Annotated in this window: 14 protein-coding genes; 5 read left to right on the top strand and 9 right to left on the bottom strand. The window is 60.0% G+C overall.

The window, feature by feature from the left end; all coding sequences use genetic code 11:
* Nucleotides 1-296: 296 nt before the first annotated feature.
* Both Enr13x_RS30205 and araD read left to right on the top strand, forming a co-directional pair.
* On the top strand, nucleotides 297-3410 hold the full coding sequence (locus tag Enr13x_RS30205; protein WP_145390591.1) for a [protein-PII] uridylyltransferase family protein: 3114 nt from the start codon (nucleotides 297-299) through the stop codon (nucleotides 3408-3410).
* A gap of 64 nt (nucleotides 3411-3474) precedes the next feature.
* Complete coding sequence (araD, locus tag Enr13x_RS30200) at nucleotides 3475-5208, top strand: L-arabinonate dehydratase (RefSeq protein ID WP_145390589.1); 1734 nt, start codon at nucleotides 3475-3477, stop codon at nucleotides 5206-5208.
* A 60-nt stretch (nucleotides 5209-5268) separates the two neighbouring features.
* On the opposite strand, the gene Enr13x_RS30195 is transcribed toward araD, so the two are convergent.
* From Enr13x_RS30195 to Enr13x_RS30165, 7 genes are all read right to left on the bottom strand, one after another.
* The gene (locus tag Enr13x_RS30195; RefSeq protein WP_145390587.1) at nucleotides 5269-6555 is read right to left on the bottom strand and encodes a DEAD/DEAH box helicase; all 1287 of its coding nucleotides are present in this window, start codon (nucleotides 6553-6555) and stop codon (nucleotides 5269-5271) included.
* Between the two features lie 553 nt (nucleotides 6556-7108).
* Nucleotides 7109-7870, bottom strand: a complete 762-nt coding sequence (locus Enr13x_RS30190; protein ID WP_145390585.1) for a potassium channel family protein — start codon at nucleotides 7868-7870, stop codon at nucleotides 7109-7111.
* Between the two features lie 8 nt (nucleotides 7871-7878).
* On the bottom strand, nucleotides 7879-8730 hold the full coding sequence (locus Enr13x_RS30185; protein ID WP_145390583.1) for an HDOD domain-containing protein: 852 nt from the start codon (nucleotides 8728-8730) through the stop codon (nucleotides 7879-7881).
* Nucleotides 8731-8922: 192 nt separating this feature from the next.
* The gene (locus Enr13x_RS30180) at nucleotides 8923-12753 is read right to left on the bottom strand and encodes a protein kinase domain-containing protein (RefSeq protein ID WP_145390581.1); all 3831 of its coding nucleotides are present in this window, start codon (nucleotides 12751-12753) and stop codon (nucleotides 8923-8925) included.
* Nucleotides 12754-13488: 735 nt separating this feature from the next.
* The gene (locus tag Enr13x_RS30175) at nucleotides 13489-15132 is read right to left on the bottom strand and encodes a solute:sodium symporter family transporter (RefSeq protein ID WP_145390579.1); all 1644 of its coding nucleotides are present in this window, start codon (nucleotides 15130-15132) and stop codon (nucleotides 13489-13491) included.
* A gap of 19 nt (nucleotides 15133-15151) precedes the next feature.
* Nucleotides 15152-16264: a Gfo/Idh/MocA family protein gene (locus Enr13x_RS30170; RefSeq protein ID WP_145390577.1), complete on the bottom strand. Its 1113-nt coding sequence runs from the start codon at nucleotides 16262-16264 to the stop codon at nucleotides 15152-15154.
* 578 nt (nucleotides 16265-16842) lie between these two features.
* Nucleotides 16843-18069: an HD-GYP domain-containing protein gene (locus Enr13x_RS30165; protein ID WP_145390575.1), complete on the bottom strand. Its 1227-nt coding sequence runs from the start codon at nucleotides 18067-18069 to the stop codon at nucleotides 16843-16845.
* Between the two features lie 315 nt (nucleotides 18070-18384).
* Here Enr13x_RS30165 and Enr13x_RS30160 point away from each other — a divergent pair, with 315 nt between their 5' ends.
* Together Enr13x_RS30160 and Enr13x_RS30155 are read left to right on the top strand one after the other, a co-directional pair.
* The gene (locus Enr13x_RS30160; protein WP_145390573.1) at nucleotides 18385-19320 is read left to right on the top strand and encodes an aldo/keto reductase; all 936 of its coding nucleotides are present in this window, start codon (nucleotides 18385-18387) and stop codon (nucleotides 19318-19320) included.
* Nucleotides 19321-19430: 110 nt separating this feature from the next.
* Nucleotides 19431-20249 carry a sugar phosphate isomerase/epimerase family protein gene (locus Enr13x_RS30155; protein ID WP_145390572.1) on the top strand — a complete coding sequence of 273 codons (819 nt, stop codon included), beginning with the start codon at nucleotides 19431-19433 and terminating at the stop codon, nucleotides 20247-20249.
* A gap of 2 nt (nucleotides 20250-20251) precedes the next feature.
* Here the strand turns inward: Enr13x_RS30155 and Enr13x_RS30150 are convergent, their stop codons facing one another.
* Nucleotides 20252-22522 carry an ABC transporter permease subunit/CPBP intramembrane protease gene (locus Enr13x_RS30150; protein ID WP_145390570.1) on the bottom strand — a complete coding sequence of 757 codons (2271 nt, stop codon included), beginning with the start codon at nucleotides 22520-22522 and terminating at the stop codon, nucleotides 20252-20254.
* The gene (locus Enr13x_RS30145) at nucleotides 22519-23328 is read right to left on the bottom strand and encodes an ATP-binding cassette domain-containing protein (RefSeq protein WP_145390568.1); all 810 of its coding nucleotides are present in this window, start codon (nucleotides 23326-23328) and stop codon (nucleotides 22519-22521) included. The genes Enr13x_RS30150 and Enr13x_RS30145 overlap by 4 nt, the downstream gene beginning before the upstream one ends.
* Nucleotides 23329-23604: 276 nt before the next feature.
* On the opposite strand from Enr13x_RS30145, the gene Enr13x_RS30140 reads away from it, so the two are divergent.
* A complete protein-coding gene (locus tag Enr13x_RS30140; RefSeq protein ID WP_145390566.1) occupies nucleotides 23605-24030 on the top strand; it encodes a hypothetical protein in 426 nt (141 codons plus the stop codon).
* Nucleotides 24031-24217 lie beyond the last annotated feature (187 nt).

Raw genomic sequence — 24217 nt, 5'->3', positions numbered from 1 at the left:
CGGCGGGACCGAACGGTTGACGGAACCTGACGGTCGCATTTGCCCCCTGGCGGAGCCGGTGTCTGTCAAAGGTAGGTCATCGGACACGGACTTAACGGAAAACCCTCAGGAATTTAGACTAGGGCATGCCACGGAGAGTTCCCTCGCTTTTTTGTGACGCCGACGGGTTCTGTTGAATCGTTGTGCAGCTTGGTGTTGTGCAGCCTGGTGTCGTGCAATCGCGGGGGGGAACCGCCGTGGCGTGGCGGTAGGCGCTTCCTTCTTGATTCCGATTCCTCGCACAGGACGATTCCTCCGTGAAGCCGCCCACGCCGTCTTCGACCAACCGAGCTGCGGACCCCGCCGGCTCCGACGACTCCGCCTTCGACTGGATCGACACCGGTCGGGTGAACCATTGGGCAACGACGCGCCAACATTTGGTGTCGATCTGGAACTGTGGTGCACCGCCGGATCTTCTCGATACCTTGCGTGCTCGTCTGCAGCGTCACTTCGACGACCTGGACGATCTGGACGCGACGATCAAGAACTTGGATCGTTTCATCGCGGCCAGTCGATCGCCGACGTCCCTGTTGTCGTTGTTTGAACGCGACGAGGCGGCGTTGTCGGCATTGCTGCAGATCTTTGCCACCAGCCAAACGCTGGCCAATCGTTTGATTGCCGATCCGGAAAGTTTTGATTTGATGCGGGCCAGTGACGGCCAGCCGGCCGAGCGAAAGTTCCTGGTGGACGAATTGGTCGCGGAACTCGAAATGCTCGAAAGCCCCAATCGAGCTGCGTTGGCGATCCGTAAATTCACCAGCCGCGAAATCGTTCGCATCGCCTACGGCGAATTCGTCCGTGATCTGAGTCCGGATCACGTCGGCCAGCAATTGGCGTTTGTGGCCGATGCGGTTTTGGAGGCGGCGTTGAAATTCGTGCTGCGGCGTCAAGCCGAACGTGTCGGGTTGCCGCGGCGCATCGATGGCCAGACCGTCCGCTTGGCCGTGATCGGTTTGGGACACTTGGGCGGAACGGAGATGGGGTACGGCAGCCCCTTGGAGCTGCTGTTCTTGTACGACGCGATCGAAGAAAAGAATGAATCGCATCGCGAATTCGTTCGGCAGGTGGTCGCCGATGTGATTGCGTTGGTCAGTTCCGAAGACGCCGCGGCGCTAAACATCGCGATCGACACGTCATTCCGGCCGCTCGGGTCGGAGGTTGTCATCGGCGGCAGTTCCCTGACCGCGCGACGGTTGGAGTCCGAAGGGCGGACGTGGCAGCGGATCAAACTGACCAAGGCTCGGGTGGTCGCGGGGGATCATGCGTTGGGCAGCGGTTTCCTGGGCCGATTGGAACCCTGGATCTATCGGCGGTTTATGAGTCGACAAGACTTTGCCGAAGTGCGTTCGCTGCGCCGAAAACTGCAGCGTCGCTTTGATTCCCAGCAGACCGACGGCGACGACGTCTTGATGGCGCCCGGCGGTCGGCGCGACATCGAATTGATGATCCAGTTCCTGCAGCTGTTGCACGGCGGCGACATCAAGTCCGTCCGTGTCGGCAGCACGGCCGAAGCGATCAACGCGTTGGAGCGTGAAGGTTGTCTGACGCATCAAGAAGGCAGCCTGTTGTCCAAGGGCTACGCCAGACTCTGTCGACTGCAGCACCAGTTGTCGGTGATGTTCGGGCGTTCGACCAGCTGTTTGCCGAACGATGATTTGATGCGGCGACGCGTCGCCTGGCATCTCGGGATTCGCGACGAGCAAGGGAAATCCGGCGATCTGGAACGGTTCCAGTCCCAATTGCGCGAGACATTCCAGCTGAACCGGAAAGTGCTCAATCACCTGATGGTCGACGCACCGTCGGATGAGGATTCGGATTCGCCACAGGATTTCGCGATCGAAACCGAACTGGTGCTCGATCCGTCACCGGATCCCGAATCAGTTCGTCAAACCCTGTCGCGCTATGCGCTGCGTGATCCCGATCGCGCGATGTTGCATCTCGATTCACTGGCGACCGAATCCATCCAGTTTCTTTCGGGCCGACGGTGCCGTCATTTTTTTGCCTCGCTGGCGCCCCACTTGTTGGCGGAAATCGCGACCACGCCCGACCCCGACCGGACGTTGGTGACGCTGGCCGAAGTGGCCGAATCGATCGGCGGCAAATCCAGTCTTTGGGAATTGTTCGGAACCAATCGTGCAACGATGCAACTGATGATTCGGATGTGCGCCGCGACGCCATATCTGAGCAGCATCTTGATCGAGATGCCCGGCATGATCGACGAGTTGATCGATTCGTTGCTGATGAATCGTCTGCCATCGGCCCAGCGATTGGACGCGCGTTCGATCGATCTGTGTCGACGTGCCACCGACATCGACGTGGTCTTGCACGGTTTCAAAAACAGCGCGCACCTGATGATCGGCGTGCGAGACATCCTCGGCAAAGAGTCCGTTCAGGCGACCCACCGGTCGCTGGCCGACACCGCTGAAGCCTGCGTGCGGCGGGTCGCCGAGTACGAGCAGGAACAGCTGGCGATGCGTTTCGGCGATCCGATCGGTCCGGACGGTCAGCCGGCGGAGTTGATCGCCGTGGCACTCGGTAAATTCGGCGGACGCGAGCCGAATTACCACAGCGATCTAGACGTCGTTTTCTTGTACACCGGCGACGGCCAAACCCGGCGACGTGTCGGCGGGCCGCGAAGGACGATCACCAATGCCCAGTTCTTCAACCAGTTGACCTCGGCGATCATGGCGCGGGTCAACCGGCCCGGCGAATACGGTCGCTTGTACGAGCTGGATGGACGGCTACGACCGACCGGCGAAGAAGGCGTGTTGGCGGTTTCGCTGGACCAGTTCACGAACCGATTTCAACGTGGCATGGCTCCGTTGTGGCAGCGTTTGGCACTCTGCAAGGCGCGGGTGATCTCTGGATCGCGCCATGTCCGCAAGCATGCCGGCGACACCTTGCTGGGGATTCTGCGCGGCACCGAGTGGCGACCCGCCATGGCCCAGGAAATCCGCGAGTTGCGCTTGCGGATGCAGCAAACGGCAAGCGAAGAGAACTTGAAACGCGGCGTCGGCGGAACCGTTGACGTCGAGTTCGTCGCCCAAATGTTGACGCTTCAACACATCCGAATGCATCCCGACATCCACGCCACCGGTACCATCGATGCGCTCCAAAAGCTGGCCGATGCGGGACTGTTGCCCGCCGACACGTCGCTGCGGCTGATCAACAACTATCGCACGCTGCGCCGCGTCGAAGCCAATCTGCGGTTGATGAATGTTTCGGCACGACACGAATTGCCCGATCGGGTATCGAAGATGCGCGATCTGGCCTTCTTGATGAATGAATCCGATCCGAAGATGATCGAAGCGCTCGTCCAACAAGCCCGAACCAGCAACCGCGAACTGTTTGACGGTCTGTTTGAGGACTAGCCCCTGTTTGAGGACTAGCCCTGCTCTCCCCTTCCCCACCCTTCCCCAGCCAGTGTCTCGCGCCATGACCCAGCCTTCGTCCCAAGACCCGACGCAACTTCGTTCCTATCGCTGGTTCGGACCCGATGACATGCGTTCCTTCGGGCATCGCTCGCGAATCAAGGGCATGGGGGTCGACGACATTGATTATCAAAACCGTCCGGTCGTCGCGATTCTAAACACTTGGAGTGAACTCAATACCTGTCATTCGCACTTTCGTGATCGGGCCGACGAAGTCCGCCGGGGGATCTTGCAGTCGGGCGGCTTTCCCGTCGAAGTTCCCGTGATGTCACTCGGCGAGATGTTGATGAAGCCGACGACGATGCTGTATCGCAATTTGCTTGCGATGGAGGTTGAAGAGGTCTTGCGCTGTCATCCCATCGATGCGGCGGTGTTGATGGGCGGTTGCGACAAAACGGTTCCGGCGATGTTGATGGGCGCCATCAGTGCCGACATCCCGTCGATCTTTTTGCCCGCCGGCCCGATGCTCAAAGGCCGTTGGAAGAACGAAACGCTGGGCAGCGGCAGCGACGTTTGGAAGTACTGGGATGAACGCGTTGCCGGCAATTTGTGTGACCAGGATTGGAAGGGGATCGAAAATTGTATCGCCCGTTCCGCCGGTACCTGCATGACGATGGGCACGGCCAGCACCATGGCCGCGGTGACCGAGGCGATGGGCATGTCGCTCGGCGGGGCCGCCTGCGTGCCGGCGGTGTTTGCCGACCACCACCGACTGGCCACCCGCACCGGCCGTCGCGCCGTGGATTTGGCGTGGGAGAACCTGAAGCCGTCGGACATTCTCACCCGCGAGTCCATCGAAAACGGACTGATGGCGTCGCTGGCCATCGGCGGCAGCACCAACGCGATCGTCCATCTGATCGCGATCGCCGGCCGGCTGGGGATTGAGCTGACGCTGGAGCATTTCGACGAGCTGTCGCGGACCACCCCGGTGCTGGGCGACATCCGTCCCGGCGGCCGATTCTTGATGGAAGATTTTTATAACGCCGGCGGTCTGCCCGCGCTGCTGGCTCGCCTGAGTGATCTGCTGCACACCGAATGTCGTACCGTGGGCGGCGTCACGCTGGGAGAACAGATCGCGGGTGCCGAATCGATCGACGACGACGTCATCCGTACCCGCGACAATCCCGTCTCGCCGGCCGGAGGGACGTGTTTGTTAAAAGGGAATCTGGCGCCCAATGGCTGCGTGATCAAGTCGATCGCCGCGGACCCGAAACTGTTGACCCACCGCGGTCCGGCACTGGTCTTCGACAACTATCCGGAAATGAAAGCCCAGTTGCATGACCCCGATCTAGACGTGACCGCGGACAGCGTCTTGATTCTCCGCAATGCCGGCCCGCTCGGCGCCCCGGGATTCCCGGAATGGGGCATGTTGCCGATCCCCAAGAAACTGTTGCAGGCAGGTGTTCGCGACATGGTCCGGCTGAGCGACGCGCGGATGAGCGGGACCAGCTATGGCACCTGCGTGCTGCACATCGCCCCGGAGAGTGCCGCCGGCGGTCCGCTGGCGCTCGTCGAGACCGGAGACCCGATCGAAATCGATGTGCCCAACCGAAGGATTCACTGGGATGTCAGCGACGAAGAAATCGATCGTCGACGCCAGTCCAAACAGCTGGGCACGTTGCTTCCCGAACGCGGCTACGGACACCTGTATGCCAAGCATGTCACGCAAGCCGATCGGGGCTGTGATTTCGATTTTCTCGAAGGCCGGTCGCCGGGCCAAGAACCCGGCATTCACTGACGGCTCGTGGGATAGGCTTCCAGCCTGTCATTCCAGCCACTGATTGAGTGCCTTTGGCGGCTACGCTTTGGCGGTCGCGCGGCGTTTGTTCCAGCCGCCTTTGCCGAATCGTTTCTTGGGGCGGCGGTTTCCGTTGGCCGACGACGATCCGTTGTTTCGGGATCCGTTGCGGCCACCGAAGTTTGACGACTTGGCGGGTTTGCTGGCCGTGTCGTTCAGCTTCGCGCCCGGGTTTTGGATGCGCAAGGGTTGATCGATCAGCTTTTCGATTTCGCGAAGCTTGTCCCGTTCGTCGACGGTGCAAAATGAAATCGCAATGCCGTTGGCACCGGCGCGGCCGGTTCGGCCGACGCGGTGAACATAGCTTTCCGGTTCCATCGGCATGTCAAAGTTGACGACATGGGTGACGTCGTCGATGTCGATTCCCCGGGCGGCCACGTCGGTCGCGACGAGCACGGAGATGCGATTGTCTCGGAACGCGCTGAGCGCTCGCTGGCGGGCCGCTTGGCTCTTGTTGCCGTGAATCGCGGTGGCCGTGATGCCTTGTTTTTCCAGTTTTCGCGTCAACGCGTTGGCGCCATGCTTGGTGCGTGTGAAGACGATCGAGCGAAGCACGTCGTCGCCACGGAGCACCTTGACGAGTTGATCGACCTTTTCGCAGCGGTCCATCATGCGGACACTTTGATCGATCTGTTCGACGCTCTTGGTTTTCGGCGTCACGTTGACCTGGAACGGGTTGAACAGCAGCTGGTCGGCCAGTTCGCGAATCTTGGGAGGCAGCGTGGCGGAAAAGAACAGCGACTGCCGATCTTGGGGCAGCTTGGCGATGATCTTTTTGATCGCCGGCATGAATCCCATGTCCAGCATTCGATCGGCTTCATCGAGCACCAGGATTTCGATGTCCGACAATCGCACGTGGCCTTGCTCCATCAGGTCGATCAATCGGCCCGGTGTGGCGATCAGGACGTGCGCCCCCTTGTTCAGGGAACGGACTTGTTCGTTTTGGCCCACACCGCCGTAGACCAGCGTTTGGCGAAACCGAACGTGTTTCCCATAGGTGTGAAAGCTTTGGCCGATCTGAATGGCCAATTCACGCGTCGGTGCCAGGACCAGTGCCAGCGGGCGTCCCGAGGCGGCGCGGGGCGCTTCGTGCCCCAGGAAGTCGAGGATCGGCAGGGCAAACGCAGCGGTCTTGCCGGTGCCGGTTTGGGCGCAACCGAGAATGTCTTTGCCTTCAATGGCGGCGGGAATCGTTTGGGCTTGGATCGGGGTCGGGGTCGTGTACTCCAATTCGGCCAGTCGCTTTTCCAACGGCTCGAACAATTCCAATTCTTGAAATGATTTCAACGTACGTCTCTTCAATCGTTTGTGTGGGCGTCTCGCGGAAACGTGTTGCCGCAGGAATCCCGATGTGTTGGGGTGGCCGTGTCTCGATAGACCGACTCGCGTTTTCGAAACATGTCCGGCAGCTGATGTCGTGATGACACGACGCATCTTCAGCATGGAAAGAAATGCTCGATACTCCCGGACAAACAAGAAAGTCCCGGGGAGGGTTGCATCGATCGATGCAATCAGCTTTCAAAGAGCGGCCAACGTGGCCGAATGAAGGCAGCAAGGAGTCGCGACTTCGTTCATTTCGAAAATCGCTGTCGCAGGCCCGTTGAGCATCCAACTCAACGATTCGGCTCGCGTGGGCCAGCAAACGTCCATGACGTTTCTCGTTTTGATCTGGCCGATCTATCCGTCCAGCGAGCGCCTTGTCCGTCTCACTGATGTAGGGAGACTACACGCGCCGCAAGGATTGGCCAACACGAATCCGGCAGAATCCCACTGAATGTCGCGAATTGTCCCCTTGAGTCGCAAATAGCCCGAAAGCAACGTTGTTGGGGCGATCCAAGCGTCACACCGTGGCGGCCAGGGGGGCTTCTGGGCAGCTGCTTTCGTTGATGATCGACGCGATGCGTTCGCCACCGATCACCAGCGGACAGACCACCTCATCGGCCCCGACCTTGAGCATTCGGTTGGCCAATTCGGGGTTCTCGGCCACGCTGATGACTTTCAGTTCGGTGCCGAGTCCTTTGCCGCTAATCACGATCAACAGATTGTCGAAGTCGGATTCGGTGGCGGCGACCAGGTGGGCTGCCTCAAGGATATTGGCGTCGATCAATGCCATTTCGGATTTCGGATCCGCCTCGATCAACGGAATGTCCGGAAAAAAACGCTGTGTCATCGCCACTTCGCCAGGCTCTTTGACGATCGCGGCGATCTGATTGCCTTGCACCTTCAATTGGTGAATCAGGGTGCGGGCGGTTGCTCCACCGCCACAAACGACGACGTGGTTGTTCATTTGGTTGATCTTCTTTTTGGTCCTTAGACGGTAGAACTGTCCACTCAGCTGACCGTTCACCAAGAAACTGGTGATCCCGGCGGTCCAGCAAGCCATCAACACGATCGAGGCCAAGATCAACGACGAGGTGAAGACGCGACCGTGAGACGTCAGTTCGTTGGTTTCGCCAAAGCCAACCGTCGACATGGTGATGATCGTCATGTACAGCGAATCGGCAAACGTCCAGCCCTCGATCGCCACGAACCCGATCGATCCGGTGACGATCAGGCAACTCACCAAGACGGTCAGCGTTCTTTGAAGGCGGTACGTTTCCACAGCACTCTCTATGAAAGACAGATGTTGCGGATCGCTTCAAACTGCTCGCGACACTCGGCCGCCAAGTCAGGGTCTTGGAAATCACAAAGTTCACTCTCCAATTCAGAATCTTCGCTGAAAGCGTCCTCGCAAAATCCCAGTTGCCATTTTTTCGCCAGATAGGCGGCACAAATGAGTGTTCGGGAAAGCGGGTCAGCGGCTTCTTTGAGTGACAGATGGTGATTTGCGATGGTGATGCACATTTGGGTCGGCAAAGACCATGCGACGCCGCATTGACGACCGAGAGTCGCATGTGAGATCCCGTAGGATTCGATTTCAGGCGCCAACGATTTTTCGTGTGGAGACTCATCGAGCATGCCTGCGTATTCTTCACCGGCATGTTGAAAGAGGATCAGTTTGCCGATGTCATGGACGACGCCACACAAAAATGCTTCGTCAGGATTGGTGACCTTGGTCCGTTTAGCAATGAACCGGGCCGTCGTGGCGACGCCCAGCGACTGGATGTAGGTGTCCAGGCGATGTGCTTGGCAAGCTGCGTCTTTCGCCTTGAAAAGCGCCCCCGAGGCCGACGCGATCGCCTGTTGGGCGACGCAGCGAAAACCGAGCACCACGATCGCGTGTCCGATCGTGGTGATCGCACGACTTGCACCGTAAATCGGGCTGTTGGCGAGTCTCAGAACTTGAGAGCTAATCGTCGGCTCGCATTCAATCAGTTGAACGACCGCGGGAACATTCGCGTCGCTTTGGTTCAGTGTGTCGACGAGTTGGGATGCGGTTGCGGAAAATTGAGGGATTTCGAACTGAAAATTGGCAGTCTCGTTACGATCGATGGTCGGTTCGCACGGGGGGCAGCTTGTCATGGGTGCGAAACGTGGCGGAGGTTGGGGGCGGGAGAATGCGTTCAGACCGGGTGACTCGTCGATCGCCTAGAAAGTGTAGGTCGCTATGGTTTGATGCGATGCAATCTTGCCAAGGGATCACCGACATCCGATGCGATCGCTTGATCGCGTTTCACGAACACCGTGACAGACCGGAGGGCTTGCGGGCTGCCGCTAACCATGCTTGACAGCGTTTCGCGGTGGGGCGACCGTGTAGAGGCGTTCCAGTTTTTCGGGATGTTCAATCCGCTGATTGAGCATCTGCTGACACAGTGAATCGGCATCCGCTTCGGGTTTGACGCAGTTCAGCAAGCCGTCTTCGGCCGCCAGCTGGTAGGGAAACATCCCGTGTCGGCTGGCCAATTCTGCCGCTCGCTGGAATGCCTCGATCGCCTGTTCCCGTTCGTCGCTCTGGCGTTGATGGATTCCGCTGATCAGTGCGGCCAGCATCCGTCCGTAGTCGGAGGTTTGGTTGTCCAGTCGATCGATGCAGCCTTCAACGACCGCGGGGTCGGTCAGCGGGTCAGCAGATGACCGGCCGCGCAGGTGTAGCGAAACCAACGCCGTGAAGTAATCCAAGGAAACTTGGACCAGCAAGATCCGTCGGATCAACGACTTGTCGATGGACCGTCGCATCTCGATCACCTGGCGCGACGCGACGTCGAAATCGCCGAGGTAGAGCGACTGCTGGACGGATTGCATCCACTGGAAAAAATCGATCAGCTCGACGGTTCCGGTGTCCGTCATGATGCGAAGGTTGTCTCGGCAAAGCTGTTGACACTCGGCGACGCTGTCGGACATGAGAAACGCATTTCCACCGTAGCCGATCGTGGCGACCAGCTGTTGGTAGGAATCGTTGCGGCGTTTGGCATCGTCGACCATTTCATGGGCCATCGACCGCATTTCACTCCAGCGTCCGAGGTGCCAGTCGGCCCACAGACGTAACCATCGCGTGTGTGCGATTTCGAATCGCAAGGGGATGGACTCGGCGGTGAAGTCGAGCACGCAGGAGTCGACGGCATCGGGGACGACGCTCCATCGCATCGCCAGGGACTCGGTGAATGCGATCCCGGAACGGATCTCCGCGGTGATCTTGCTCGCCGGTTGATCGCTCAGACTCGCCAGCAGAGAGTCAAGCGACGCACGGCTTTGAACTTGAACGTGGCTCTGGTCGGCGGAAACCAGCGAGGTCCAGATATGTGCCATCGCGGCGAAATGAATTCGCTCGGTTGTTGTTCCATGTTCCAGGGCCCGGTTGGCACCGTGGAGCACCAATTGCAAGGTGCCTCGAAAGTCCAGCATCGCCATCGAACGACTGATTTCGCTACAGAAATGTAGTTCGCACGCTGCGACGCAATCGTGATGCGGTGGGACGTCACCGGGGGCTTCTCGTTCGTCCGAAGACGGCGTTTTCGGAGGGTTCAAATCGAGGTCACTGACGTCGCTCAGTTGGCCGGCCAATCGGGCAAGTTGCGAGCGGACCTCGGCGAGCGAGTACTCCCCGACGTCCGGGGCGAACCCGATGGAAAACTTCCCCGCCAAGTCGGCCAACAGGGGTCGGGCGCGATCCATCTGTCCACTTCGCAGCAGCAGTTGCAGCGCCAGGGTTTGAAACCGCAGGCGTTCGAGCGTGTCGGTCGCCCCTTCGGAGAGCTCGAGATAGTAGTGGGCCGCCCGCTCCGGCAAATCGGCTTCGTGGAAACACCGGGCGGCATCACGCAAGTGTTTCTCGCGGGCATCCCCGGTGACCTGGTGGAGCACTTTTTCGTGCCATTCGCCCGCCTCCGACTTGGCAAAGGCGCGGTCGGCGTTCTCGGCGGCCATGATCGCAAATGGCAACGCCCGGCCGTCCTGGTCGGCGGCATAATAATGCCCGGCAATGCGGGCGGCAAAATCACGCGGTCGATTGAGTTTGGATAACAGGTCCGCCCAGGCGAGGTGGGCTTGATGCAGTTCCGTGGTGTCCAGGTTTTCGATCAGACCATCGGCGATTTTGTCATGCACCACGGTGATGCATTCTTTGCCCGTGGCGTCGTCATTGACCAGGCGTTGGTTGACCAATTCAAACACGGACACATCGACCTGTTCGCCTTGTCCGCTCAATTCGGCCAACTGGCTGATCGAAACCGGGGCCGCCGCGGTCACGATGAACGCCAGGATCTTTTTGGCATCGTCGCTCAAGCGGTCAAACCGGGCACGCCAAAATCGATCGACATCACCCAGGTTTGAGATCGAGGCGTCATTGGATTCTTCAACCTGATGCAGCATCCCTTCGGGACGAAACTCTTCGGCGAGTTCTTGCAACCGAAAGGCGTTGCAGCGTGAGATGTCGACCAGTTCCTGCAGGCCTGCGGGGTTGATGTTGGCTTCCCATCGCGTCGCCGCGGTTTGCAAGAACGACAACGCCGCATCGGGCGGCAGTGGGCCGATGTGAACGCACTGGTCGGCCGCCTGGCGTTGATTGGTTTCCGGTTTTCGCGAGGACGTGATGATTCCCAGTGAGCCATCGGTGTCCTTTTGCAACTCGTCCCAGACGGTGTCGCTGTCGTGGTCGGACCACTGGGCGTCATCGATGATGATAATCAACGGGCCGACTTTGCGCAGTTCACGGCTCAGCCGCGCCGCCGCCGAGAGTGCATCCAGTCGTTCCGGGGCCGCCGAGAACAAGCCGGGCGTTTCGGCCAGGTCTGTGAAAATGACGTGACGCAACTGGGGAAAGGAATGGATCAGAAGCGAAGCGCTGACCGGATCGAGTCTCAAGGCGTCGCGATCGGAACGGGAGTAACGCTGGGCGATTTGATCGGCGATTTGGTCCAACACCTGCAGCGTCTGATTTTCACGTGACCGGCATTTGACCCGGAACACCTGCCCCCAATTGTTCTGTCGAAGTTGACGCTCGATTTCATCCAGCAAACGGGTCTTGCCCGCACCCGCTTCGCCGTGGATGTGCAGCCGCCCGGTGCGGCCACGATAGATCTCGCGGATCCATTGTTCACACTGTTCCAGCTCCCGTTCGCGGCCGAACAGATGGTGCGTGGTCACCAGACGGATCGGGTTGTCGTCGGTTTTCGTCATCGTGACGATTTCAAGTGACGACGGGCGTTTGGTGCGGTCCGCAGTCAGCATGCCGGCGACGGCCATGCGAAGCAGCGGTGGGACGTCTTCGTCCATGCCCGAGACGGCATCGGCAATCGTCTGCTCGTCTTCGTCACGCACCCAGTCCGCGAAATCACCCTGACGCAACCAGCGGTCGCTTCCGGAAATCTCGTTCAGGCAATCCAGCATCACCAAGCCCAGGCTGAACACATCGCCCGCCGGCGTGTAACTTTGTTCCCACAATGCTTCGGGGGAAAAATAACGCGGCGTGCCCGCGATGTAGGGACGCAGCCCATACGGGTCCGTTTCCGGATCGCAATTGGCCACCAAGCCGTAGTCGACGATCACGCCGTGCCCATTGTTGCGGACCATCAGGTTCGTCGGTTTTAAATCGCGATGCACCAAGCCGCCGAAGTGCATGATCGCCAATCCGACGGCATAGTCATGCAGCAGCGAATGAAGGCGTCGATAGGCCTCCGGCGGAGGCAGTTCTTTCAACCGCAGCGCGGCCGAATACAAGGTCTCGCCCTCGATCTCTTCCATCGACAAGACGGTGTACTTCTCGATGATCTCGATCCGGTCCGTGCGGAGCAGGCAGGGGTGCCGAAACGGAGACATCCGACGGAAGCCCAGCTTGTTGCGATACAGATCGTGGGACGACATGCGGCACAACAACTTCAGTGCACAACGCCGCTTGGCCAATAAGTCGTCGGCCGAATAGACAAATCCGGCCTTGCCGCGACCGATCAGCTCGCGAATGCGGAAATCGCCAAAGCGTTGGCCCGCCGTCAGCGGCGAACTCATACTCGATTCAAGCGAGTTGGATAAACGCGTTTCGTCGTTGCGCGACGGGCGGCCGTGTGTTTCGTCAGACGGATTTGCGGGAGGGTTCTCTGGAGGTGCATCCATCGCGATGACGCTAGCAGTATGCTCGGATATTTGCTCGGCAAAAATCGCTCATTCGCCTCTCGGCAGCCCTCTTGGCCCAGATTTTCTGCCTCGGTTCTCATTGGTGGCAAAGCCCCGCCAAATTTCAGCCGCAGTATAAACGACTCGGTCGAAACACTGGAGGCAAAATCCAGTTGTGCGCCAGAAGAAGTTGAGTCGTGGCGTTTGCGCACATCGCGTCCCCGCAATGCGTCGTCCTGGGCGTGCTGACTTCCCTTTGCCGCCTCGGCGTGTGGGCAAGTCGCTTTTGGCCCCAAGGGCATGCAGCTCCATCGCCCGGGGCAAGCAAACCGAGCCTTTGCGATGGTTGCGCCGCCCCAGGAACCTCTGACATGCAAGAGACGTGCAGGTTCCGATGCCCAGGGGGAGCGCTGTGAAGCATCTCTTTTCTGTGTTTTACGTGGAGTTAGCGGCAGGGCGCCAGCCCTCCGGTTCCTCATCGCTGCCAACCTACCGGAGGGCTCGCGGGCTGTCGTTTTTGTGAGCCGCGCGCCGCGTCAGCGGCCGGGCACTGCGACGCTGCCCGAGGCCTTACGGCCAGCGGCTCACCATTGACTCAGCAGATCCCGACTCAATCGACAGCCCGCTCGCGTCCTACCGCTAAAACATGCTTCGCACCGATGCCCAGGGGAGAGCGCGACGAAACCCCTTGGTCGTCGCTCAGGTCCGTCGCCCGCCGCGATCGCCCGCCTGCGATCAGATCGCAAAGACCACATAGAGCGAAACGGCCAGCAGGATCAGCCCGCCGCCGACGTAGGGAGCGGCTTTCCAGGGAGTCAGGTCGACCGCCCCCACGTCTTGTTGGACGTAGGGTGTGCTGCGACGGAACCCCACCGCGCCGAGGACCAACTGCAACACGACCAGCCCCAAGAAGACGACGCCCATGAAGTGATACCCCGAGCCAAACGTTCCGATCACCCAGCCCGTTTCCGTTTCGCTCTGGCCACTCAAGAACGTGCCGATCGACATCGCCGTCAAGCCGACGATCAGCGTGATCATCGCGGACATCCCGTCGACGGTGCGGTTGGTCAGGCCGACCAACATGATCGCCAGGATCGGGATGAAGTAGATTCCGTTGAGTTTTTGAAAGAACCCAAACACCCCTTCACGGCCGTGGAAAAACGTGGGGGCGGCGATCACGGCAAACACGGCGACGACAAAGCTGCAGAGCTGGCCGGAGAGCACGACCCGGTGTGTCGAGGCCTGGGGACGAATGAATTTTTTGTAAATGTCCAGCGAAAACAAGGTCGCGCTGCTGTTGAGCACGGAATTGAACGTCGACAAGATCGAACCGACGACCACGGCGGCAAAAAATCCCACCAACGACTCGGGCAAGACCGAGACCACCAACGTGCCGTAGGCCCGATTGGCCGCCCCGTCGCTCGTCGCGTCAACGCGTTCGGCGAACTCGGGATTCGTCGCGACCAAGTACGCCGCCGCGATCCCCGGCAACACCAAGATCAGCGGTGCCAGGATTTTGAAGAACGCCGCCAACAGGACGCCCTTTTGGCCCTCGGCCAGGTTTTTGGCGCCGAACGTCCGCTGGATGATCTGTTGGTTGGTCGACCAATAGAAAAAGTTCAGCAGCAAGACGCCCGTAAAAAGTGTCGGCCAGGAAACGTCTTCGTCGGCCGTTCCCAGCGATCGGAAGGCGTCCGGGTCACGGTCGGCGATCAGCGAAAACGCCGACAGCAAACTGCCGTCCTCCCCGGCGATTCTGGCGAGTGTGAAATAGGTGATCATCAATCCGCCGATCAGCAACCCCGCCCCGTTGAACGTGTCCGAGACCGCGACCGCTTTCAAGCCGCCCCAAATCGCATAGGCACCGCCGACCGCCGCGATGAAGATGATCACCATCCAAATCGTTTGGAGCTGCGTCAGGTTCAAACGCGATTCCAATTCCAACATCCCCGACAATCCGTTCGCGCCCAGGTAGAGCACGAAGGGCAACAGGATCAGCATGTAGGCGATGACGAACAGGAAGGTCGTCAACGTTCGCACGCCACCGCCGTAGCGCGCTTCGAAGAACTGTGGGATCGTTGCGATTCCGGATTTCAAATAGCGGGGCAGAAACACGAGCGCCAGGGCGACCAGTGAGATCCCCGCCACCACCTCCCAGGCCATCACGGAGAGTCCCTCGGTGAAGGCGGCCGCGTTGAGCCCGATCAGCTGTTCGGTCGATAGATTCGTCAGCAACAGCGAACCGGCGATGAAAACACCGGTCAGCGATCGGCCAGCCAAAAAGTAACTTTCGTCGGTCGATTCGCCACCGCCGCGGGTGACCCACCAGGTCGCCACCGCGACCAGTGCGGTAAAAAACAGAAAGGTTGCAATCGTCATGGAGAGGGCGTCTTGCGGGTCAGCTGGGCTCGCGGAGCGGGATCCGTTGTCCGCCCATCGAATCGCTCCGCCGACACGCGTCGAGAATCCGTTGGGTTTGCACCGCGCGGTCAGCCAGGCCGCGATCGAGCGTGCCGGAAATGGCGATCTGATTGAACGTCCGCATCATCTCGACTTCTTGCGCGTTGGATTCACCGCTGTGGTATTCATCGCACTGAAACGTTTCGCTGCGGCGACGGAAATTCCATTGGCAGTTGTCGATCTGCAATTCGTGTCGATGGATCTGGTACTCGGTCTTGGAGTCGTAGAGCGGCAACACGAAGTCGTCGATCGTCAGGTATCCGGAATCACCCGAGAGGGTCGCGAGTTGCTGGTTGGCGGTGCAGAACGAGCAAAAGAAACCCGCCGTCAGTCCGCCGTCGAAAACCAGTTCGCCGGCAAATTCGCCCGGCACCCAATCGTCGGATCCGTCGCGTGAGAGCGGGGTCAGGGTGCGTCCGGAGACTTCCAGGGGATCGCGAAAGCCGCTCGCCCAGAGGATGAACCGAATGCAGTACCAGCCCAGGTCTCCCAGACACCCGTGAGGTTCCAGGACGCTGTCGGTGCGAATGTTGGCGGATTGGAATTCCGAATCGCCGGTGAAGGAAAAGTGGGTTTGAATGCGTCGGAGTTGGCCCAACGCCGCCGATCGAACTCGTTCGCTGACGGCGTGGATCCGTTTGCCGTGGTCGAACATCACCCCGTCCATCAATTGAACGCCGTTGGCGTCACAGGCGTCGCGCATCGCTTCAGCGTCGGCGGCGTTGACGGCGACCGGTTTTTCGATCAGCACGTGTTTCTTGGCTTCCGCGGCCGCGATCACCCATTCCTTTCGGCTGCCGGTCGGCATGGGGACGTAGACGGCGTCGATGTCGGCACAGGCCAACAAAGCCTCGTGGCCATCAAACGCCTCGGGGACGACCTCGAAGGGGGCTTCACGCTGACAATCGTCGATGAATTGACGGGCCCTGTCGGCCGATCGGCTGGAAACGCCGCGGACGATTCCGTTGCCGCTCAATCCGATCGCTTTCCAGTTCTTCCTCGCGATATTCGCCGAGCTGAGGATTCCCCAACGACACTGCGCACTTGTCATCGCTGCTGATGTTCTCTAAACGTGTCCACTGCTGTGATTCCATCCGCTGTGATTCTACGCGGGCGAGAATGCAACAGCTTGGAACGAAGTCCAAGAGAATAACATGGAACACGACGGGCGCGCCGCCGACACGCCTGAATTGGGAACAGATCTCACGGAATCGATAACCGATCTCACGGGGCCGTCCCGCTTCAGGCAACGCCTTGCGCGCAGACAATGCCGCTTCCGGACCGTCATCCGGAGAACCCTTCTTTCCCGGGTACGACGGCCCTTCCGGGCCGTCGTCGGTAGGGCTCGCCTTTCCCGGGTACGATGGCCCTTCCGGGCCGTCTTCGGTAGGGTTCACCTTTCCCGGGTACGATGGCCCTTCCGGGCCGTCTTCGGTAGGGTTCACCTTTCCCGGGTACGACGGCCCTTCCGGGCCGTCGTCGGTAGGGCTCGCCCCGACGACCTGGAAAGGACGTCGTCCAACGACCGCTGACCGCATCACACCCAATCGACGCGATCGTTGGTCGTTCGTCGCGTTTGGTGTCGTTTCTATGCGGGACGGTCCCTCAGGCGGAGTGCCGCACCTGCGGTCAGGCGTAGTCGGCGAATTCGACCTGGATGCGAACGATATCGGCCGCGCCGGCGAAAAACGCGTCCAGCACGTCGGAATCGAAGTGGGTTCCGCGGCCTTCCTCAAGAATCGAGAAGCATTTTTCACGCGGCATCGCTTTCTTGTAGGGCCGTTCGGAAGACAGGGCGTCAAAGACGTCTGCCACCGCGGTGATCCGGCCTTCGATCGGGATGTCATCACCGGCCAGTCCGATCGGGTAACCCGTTCCGTCCACCTTCTCGTGATGGGTTTGTGCGATGCTGGCCGCCAAACGCATCAGCGAGGTCCCATCGGAGAGGATTTCGGAGCCGGTTTGCACGTGGCTGCGCATCGTCGCGGCGTCGTGGGCGGCGAAGGGCTTGATGATCTGACGCCCGTGTTTGACGTGCCCTTTGATGATTTCGTACTCCTCCGGTTCCAGTTTGCCGGGCTTGAGCAAGATGGCGTCGGGGATCGCGATTTTGCCGACGTCATGAAGTTGGGCGGCCAGTTCGAGGTCGTCGACGAAGCGTTCCGGCAGACCCAGGTTTCGGGCGATCACGCCGGCGTAGCGACCCACGCGGATGACGTGGTTGCCGGTGTCGTTGTCGCGCAGTTCCGCGGCACGGGCCAGAGAGTAGATCACTTCACGACGCGATTTTTCCAGTTCCTTCGTGCGTCGCAACACGATCTTTTCCAGTTCTGCGGCGTGGTAAAACAGCTGGTCATGGTACATCTTGCTTTGCAGCGCGTTGCGAACCCGCGGTGCAAGTTCCATCGGGTCGATCGGCTTGATCAAAAAGTCCGTCGCGCCGAGTTCCAGGCAGCGCAATTTGACTTCACTGTGAGTGTTCGCGGTCAAGATCAACACGGGCAGGCGTTTGAATTTTTCGACACTGCGGATCTGCGACAAGATCGAAATCCCGTCGACGTGCGGCATGTTGATGTCCAGCAAGACGACATCGGGCTCGCGCGTGTGAATCAAATTCATCGCGACCGTCGAGTCGGTGGTGGTTTCGAAATCGCTGTGCCCGGCCTGGGACAGGATTTTCTTGGCGATCATCACGTTGGCGATCTCGTCATCCACGATCATGATCTTGCCCGGAGGGACATCCTGGCGGCGTTCGACGCGAACTTGCGAGTCGAGGACCAAGGGGGCGTTGACCGCCGGGATCGGGATCCCCGGGCGGGACGATGGATGATTGATCGAGGAAACGTTGGAACTCATGGCACTCCGCCTGACGAAAGAATGAATCTGCGGAACTCTTGGTTTGCTAGCCGTGGCCAGCGAATCCTATCAATCGCTTCGTCGGGGTTTGGCCGTTTTCATCAATCCGATCGCAAGGGCTGCGACGGTTCTGACCCATTGATGGCATTTGCCGGCGCGGTCGACGCGAAGGCCGATCATCCACAATCGGTGTCCGAAACGTCCTGCCGCGTCCCGGGGCAGGCATCGACACCAAGTTGGCGGTGGTGTCCAGCGGTGCCTATTGTGTGGTAGGTTCATCGCTCACGCGAAAGCACCAAATAGGAGACCATCAGGATGCAAAAACGCCCACTTGGAAACACCGGATTGGAATTGTCCGTCCTGGGATTCGGAGCCTCGTCCATCGGAGCCGAGTTCCGCCCGATCGACGTGTCCGAGGCGCTGCGATGTGTGAACGTTGCGCTGGATCGTGGCATGAACTACATCGACACCGCGGCCTATTATGGACGCGGGATGAGCGAAATCATGCTCGGACGTGTGCTGCCGCAACTGCCCCGCGATTCGTTTTATCTCAGCACCAAACTGGGCCGCTTCGCTCCCAAACACTTTGACTTTTCGGCCCGCCGTGTCGCCGAAAGTATCGACATTTCGCTCGAGCGGATGCAGCTGGACCATCTCGACATGGTGTTCTGTCACGACATCGAATTCGTGGACCTGGACCAGATCGTCAACGAGACCATCCCTGCGCTGATCAAACAGAGAGAAAAGGGCAAGGTTCGATTCGTCGGCGTCAGCGGATACCCGATGAAGATTTTTCATGAGATGATCCGGCGTAGCGAGATGGACGTCATTTTGAGCTACAACCACTACACGCTGCAGAACGACATGGCACTCAGCTTGGTGGAGCCCTGTCGCGAGGCCGGCGTCGGGCTGATCAACGCGGCCCCGTTCTCGGCGCGGCTGCTGACCGACGCCCCCTTGCCGTCGTGGCACAAAGCGACCGACCAGGTCCGCGAGGTCGCCAAGGCTGCCGCCGCCCACTGCCGCGAGCGGGGATCGGACATCGCCAAGTTGGCGCTGCAGTATTCAGCGGCCAATGAATCGTTCGCCAGCTGCGTCGTCGGATCGGCCAATCCCGATCGCGTCGCCGGCTGGTGCGATTGGCTCGACGAACCCCTCGATGAAACCCTGGTCGCCGAAGTCAAAGAGATCCTCAAGCCGATTCACAATTGGGTCTACGTCGAGGGCCGCCCCGAAAACAACGACAAGTGAGGTTTCAAGTTTCAAGTTTCAAGTTCCAAGTTTCAAGTCCTGAGTCCGCTCTCAGTCTCCTTGTCTCCTTGTCTCCTTGTCTCTCCCAATTCCCCTACCCCCCCTATCACATGAAATCCTGCATCACCATCTCACTCGTCGAAGAAGCTCGCGGTGGTCCGTTCGTCCTCTGGGACGGCCTCGAAAAATCGATCGCGTTTGCCGGTGAACTCGGTTACGACGCGGTCGAGATCTTTGCCCCGTCGGTGGAATCGCTGAACTTGGATTCGCTCGGCAATCTGCTCGACGGTGCGGGCGTTCGACTGGCCGCACTCGGTACCGGTGCCGGTTGGGTCAAACATCGGCTGCAGCTTGCCGATGCCGATGCGAAAAAACGGTCCGACGCCCGCGCCTTCGTTCGCACGATCATCGATGCGGCCGGCGGATTCGGGGCGATGGCGATCATCGGTTCGATGCAGGGCCGCAGCGACGCCGAAGTCGATTCGAAAACCGCTCTGGGTTACCTGGCCGAGGCGCTCGAAGACGGCGGGCAGCATGCCAGCCAGTACAACGTGCCGCTGATCTATGAGCCGCTGAATCGTTACGAGACCAATCAGTGCTGCACCGTCGCCCAGGGCGTGGAACTGCTGCAATCGCTGTCGACGTCCAACGTGCGATTGCTGTGCGACCTGTTTCACATGGGCATCGAAGAAACCGACATCGCCGACGCCTTGACCCACGGCGGTGACCTGGTCGGCCACATTCATTTCGTCGACAGCAATCGCCGCCCGGTCGGTTGTGGTCACATGCAGTACGGACGCATCATCGAAGCGCTGCGGGCGATCGACTACCAAGGCTACTTGTGCGCCGAAGCGTTCCCGTGGCCGGATCCCCACGAAGCGGCCCGCCAGACGATGCGGGCGTTTCGTTATTGGACCCAAACGGATTGACGCTAGGCCGAGGCGAGTGTTGCCGTCGGATCGACATAGTCGTGGTGCGAACCGACGCATTCCGATTCGCTTTCATCGGTCGCCGGCGAAACCGTTCCGAAGTACAGCAGACAGGTCACTGCGATTCCCATGCTGATCAGCGTCCAAAACGGTTGATACGTTGGGCCCAGTTCGGTCTGCGTCAGAAAGACCGACGCGCCCGACCAGCCGCTGTCGGTGATCCGCCCAAGTGAAACCGACAACGCATTGTTGGTAAAGTGAATCAGGATGCAGGGCAGGATGCTTCCGGTTCGCAGCGTGATCCAGCCGAGCGCGACGCCCATCACGGATGCGGCGATCGATTGTTGCAGAACGCCGTGTGAGATTCCGAACATGACGGCGGTCAACACGACCGCGCGGAGTTTGCCTTTTTCGCGAACCAGTCCGCCGAAGATGAATCCTCGAAACGCGAGTTCTTCGCAAACCGCCGGCACCAACGCCATCAGCAGCACGACGGCCGCCCAGGGAGCCGATGCGATCTGTTCGGCGAAGGGTTTCATCGCCGCGGCCGCCTGTTCGCTGACCGGATAGACGTGGTTGATCATCTTGGACAGCATCACATAGCTCGGGTGCAATGTGACCCCGAACAAGACCGCCAGCGGCAGCGTGGTCCAGTGCGGCATGCGTAGTCGCAAACTCTGGCGGACCGAGGTCGTCAGCATCGTCGCCATGATCAACGCCGGGAACACGATCAGAACCTGTGGCATCATCACCAGTTTCGCGATGCCGGCAAAGTCCTGCGGCATTTCCGAAATCGTCAGCCGGGCAAAGAACAGGGTGACCAGCACGATCGCCCCACAGGCATAGGCTTGCGCGGGTGTGGCCGCGATTTGTCGATCTCGCCACAAGTGACGCACCCACATCCCGAGTTCCCATTGCTCGCCGCCGCCGAACAGCACCGCTTCGTCTTCGAATTGGCGTCGGGCCCAGCGGGCGGCCAGCCACAGACAGCTACCGGTGACCGTCGCCACCATCGGAACATAAAACAATGCGGTCCCATATTGGCCTTCGACCAAGGCGCGGACCAACAAGAACATTCCGGAAACGGGAATCAGACTGGTGCCGATATTCAGCGTCGTGCCGGGCAGCATCGGCAGCATCACCAACGGTAGCGTCACCATCATCAACGGCATCAAGTAGTACTGGCCTTCTTTGCTGCTCTGCGCCATCGCCGCGACCGCCAGCGCCAAGGCGCTGAACAGGCAGGACAGCGGCACCAGCGCGACGAACAACCAGAGCATCGGCACCAGGGGCGGCGCGCCCAACGCGGTGCCGGCACCGCCGATACCCATGTTTTGGAAGACCAGCGAGCTGGTCAACAGCATGCTGCCGGCGTTGAGCAGGGCCGTCAACATGCTGAACGAAGCGACCGCGCCCAGTTTCCCCCAGACGATCTCGCTCCGCAGCGCGGGGCTGCAGAGCAGCGTCTCGAGTGTTCCCCGTTCCTTCTCTCCGGCGACCAGGTCGACGGCGGGATAAAACGCTCCGGTCATCGCCCAGACGAGCATGATGAACGGCAGCAGCTTGCTCCAGAACGCCGCTTCACGCGTCCGTTCGGGCGCGATGTCGGTGTCGGACCACTCAAAGGGCAGTAACATTTCGGCATCGATGCCGACGCCCGACAAACGCTCTTTGATCCATTCGCCACGCCAGGCCGCCAGCACACCGGCGACGCGTTGTCTGGCGACGACGGACTGGTCGCTGCCCACGTTGAACAACAGTTCGATGTCCGATTCGTGCGTCTCCTCTTGCGAGGTCGACTTCGTTTCTGCCCCGACCAAGTCGCCCATCAGTTCGTTGTCTTTGAAGGCGGGCGGGATCAACACGACCAAATCAAATGCGCCGGTCTTGACCCACTCGTCGGCTTTTTCACGGACCGGCCGATCGGCCGAGAGTTCGTCCCAGCGATAGGTCAGCAGTTCCAGCGAATCGGGTTGCTCGATCAAGTTCGGGGCAAACGTTTCGCCCTCGAACAGGGGCGGTGCGCCTTCGATGTTCTCTGTGCCGACGACGCAGACCGAGGTCGGGTTTTGACGCGTGAATTGGGCGATCTGCAACAGCAGCATGCCGACCAGCGGGTACAGCATGATGGGCAGCACCGCGATGGTGAACAGCGTCCGGCGGTCACGCAATTGGTCCCGCATCTCGCGCATGTAGATCAGCCAGACCGCGGCCGCGCGCGGTTTGCCTGCCCGTTCCGCTTGTCGCCGAATCGCTCGAGACGAATCGCTCATACCAGTTGTTCTCCCACCGCTTGGTTGGCCGCCGACGCAGGATTGATTCGTCCGCCGACGCGCATCTCTTGTTCGTGTTGGCTGAGCAACCCAAAGAAAAGCTCTTCAAAGTCATCTTCGCGATGGCGGTCTCGAAGTTCTTCGAGGGTGCCGCTGTCGAGAATTTTGCCGCAATACATGATCGCAATCCGATCGCACAACCGCTCCACTTCGCTCATGATGTGGGTCGAGAAAATCAGGCACTTGCCGGCTTCTCGCAGCGACCGAATCACGCCGAGCAAATTGCGGGCGACCAGCACATCCAGGCCCAACGTCGCTTCGTCGAACACCAGGACGGGCGGATCGTGAATCATCGCGCGTGCGATCGAAACCTTTTGCTTCATCCCCGTGGACATCTTGCCGCCGGGGACGTCACGAAAGTCGTTCATTCGCAATTGATCAAACAGGTCGTCCAAACGCCCTTTTAATCGCGCGGCCTTCATCCCATGAAGTCGTCCAAAATACTCCACCATTTCCCAGGCGGTCATGCGGTCGTAAATGGCGGTGTTGTTGCTGACGAACCCGATGTGCCGACGGACTTCGGACGAGTCGCGAACCACGTCATAACCGGCCACGGTGGCGATGCCTTCGGTGGGTTCGAGCACCGTGCTCAGGATCCGCAGCACCGTGGTTTTGCCCGCCCCGTTGGGGCCCAGCAATCCAAAAATCTCGCCCTTCTGTACCGAAAACGAGATGCCGTCGACGGCCACGAAGCGGCCACGCTGGAGATCCTCATACGTCTTGGTCAGATGTTGAACATGGATCATGCGAAAAAGCGGGCCCCAGGAGCGGTCTGTCGGAAATAGCTTCTCGAAGCTAGCTCATTGAACCGCCCGTGTGTTTCAAATCCTCCGGCACCGCCGTGGGATCGGCTCCTCCTCCGCGGCACAACCGACAGAAACGGCAACGCTTATGGGGGGGATCGCGAAACCGACACGCAATTTTCTCCTGACGCGCCGACGGATTACACTCGTCCTTGACGCGTTGCTATTTAATACTGGGGAACCTGAGCTTCTTTCTGTCGTCGCCGGCGGTGCCATTCCATGTCGAAATCACCGAAGATACGATCCAATCTCAAGGCCGCCGATCGCCGCCGTCGCCGCCGCAATCTGGCCGGTCGCGGCGGCGACCCGCAGACCGCCCCGGGCGATGCGTGTCGCGGTCAGTCGGACGGTGTCGATGTCCCCCAACTGCTGATCGAAGCCGTGCTCGGCGTCGCCGGCCGCGAGGCCGCACTCAACGACTCTGCCGTGATCGGGGCGTTGCGGGCAGTCCAAAACGGATCCACCTCGCGCTCCGCGTTCACGCAAACCGTTTGTGGGGAGATGATCCATCGGCTGGATGCCGCCGGAGTCAGCGAAACGCAGCGGCGGAAGGCGGCGGGCGAATTGTTGACGATCGCGCTGGACAACACGGATTCTCAATCACCGCACCAGTTGATTCGCTACCTGGCGTTGATCGCGTCGTGATCGCCGGTTCTTCACGCGTCCTTCATGCGATCTTCACGGTCGGGCGGGTGACTGAGAAGCTGCAACGATTCGCGGGAATGGGAGGGCGGATCGAGCCAAGGCGTATCGATGTTAACGGTCTTGCGATTTAATTGGCAAAGAACGATCGAACGCGTCGTCGGACGGGACGGGGCGCATCCGTGCCAAA

The organism is Stieleria neptunia (assembly GCF_007754155.1).
In the GTDB taxonomy this organism is placed as follows: Bacteria; Planctomycetota; Planctomycetia; order Pirellulales; family Pirellulaceae; genus Stieleria; species Stieleria neptunia.
The sequence above is the reverse complement of the archived record's forward strand: the minus strand, read 5'-3'. Positions and strand labels throughout refer to the sequence as shown.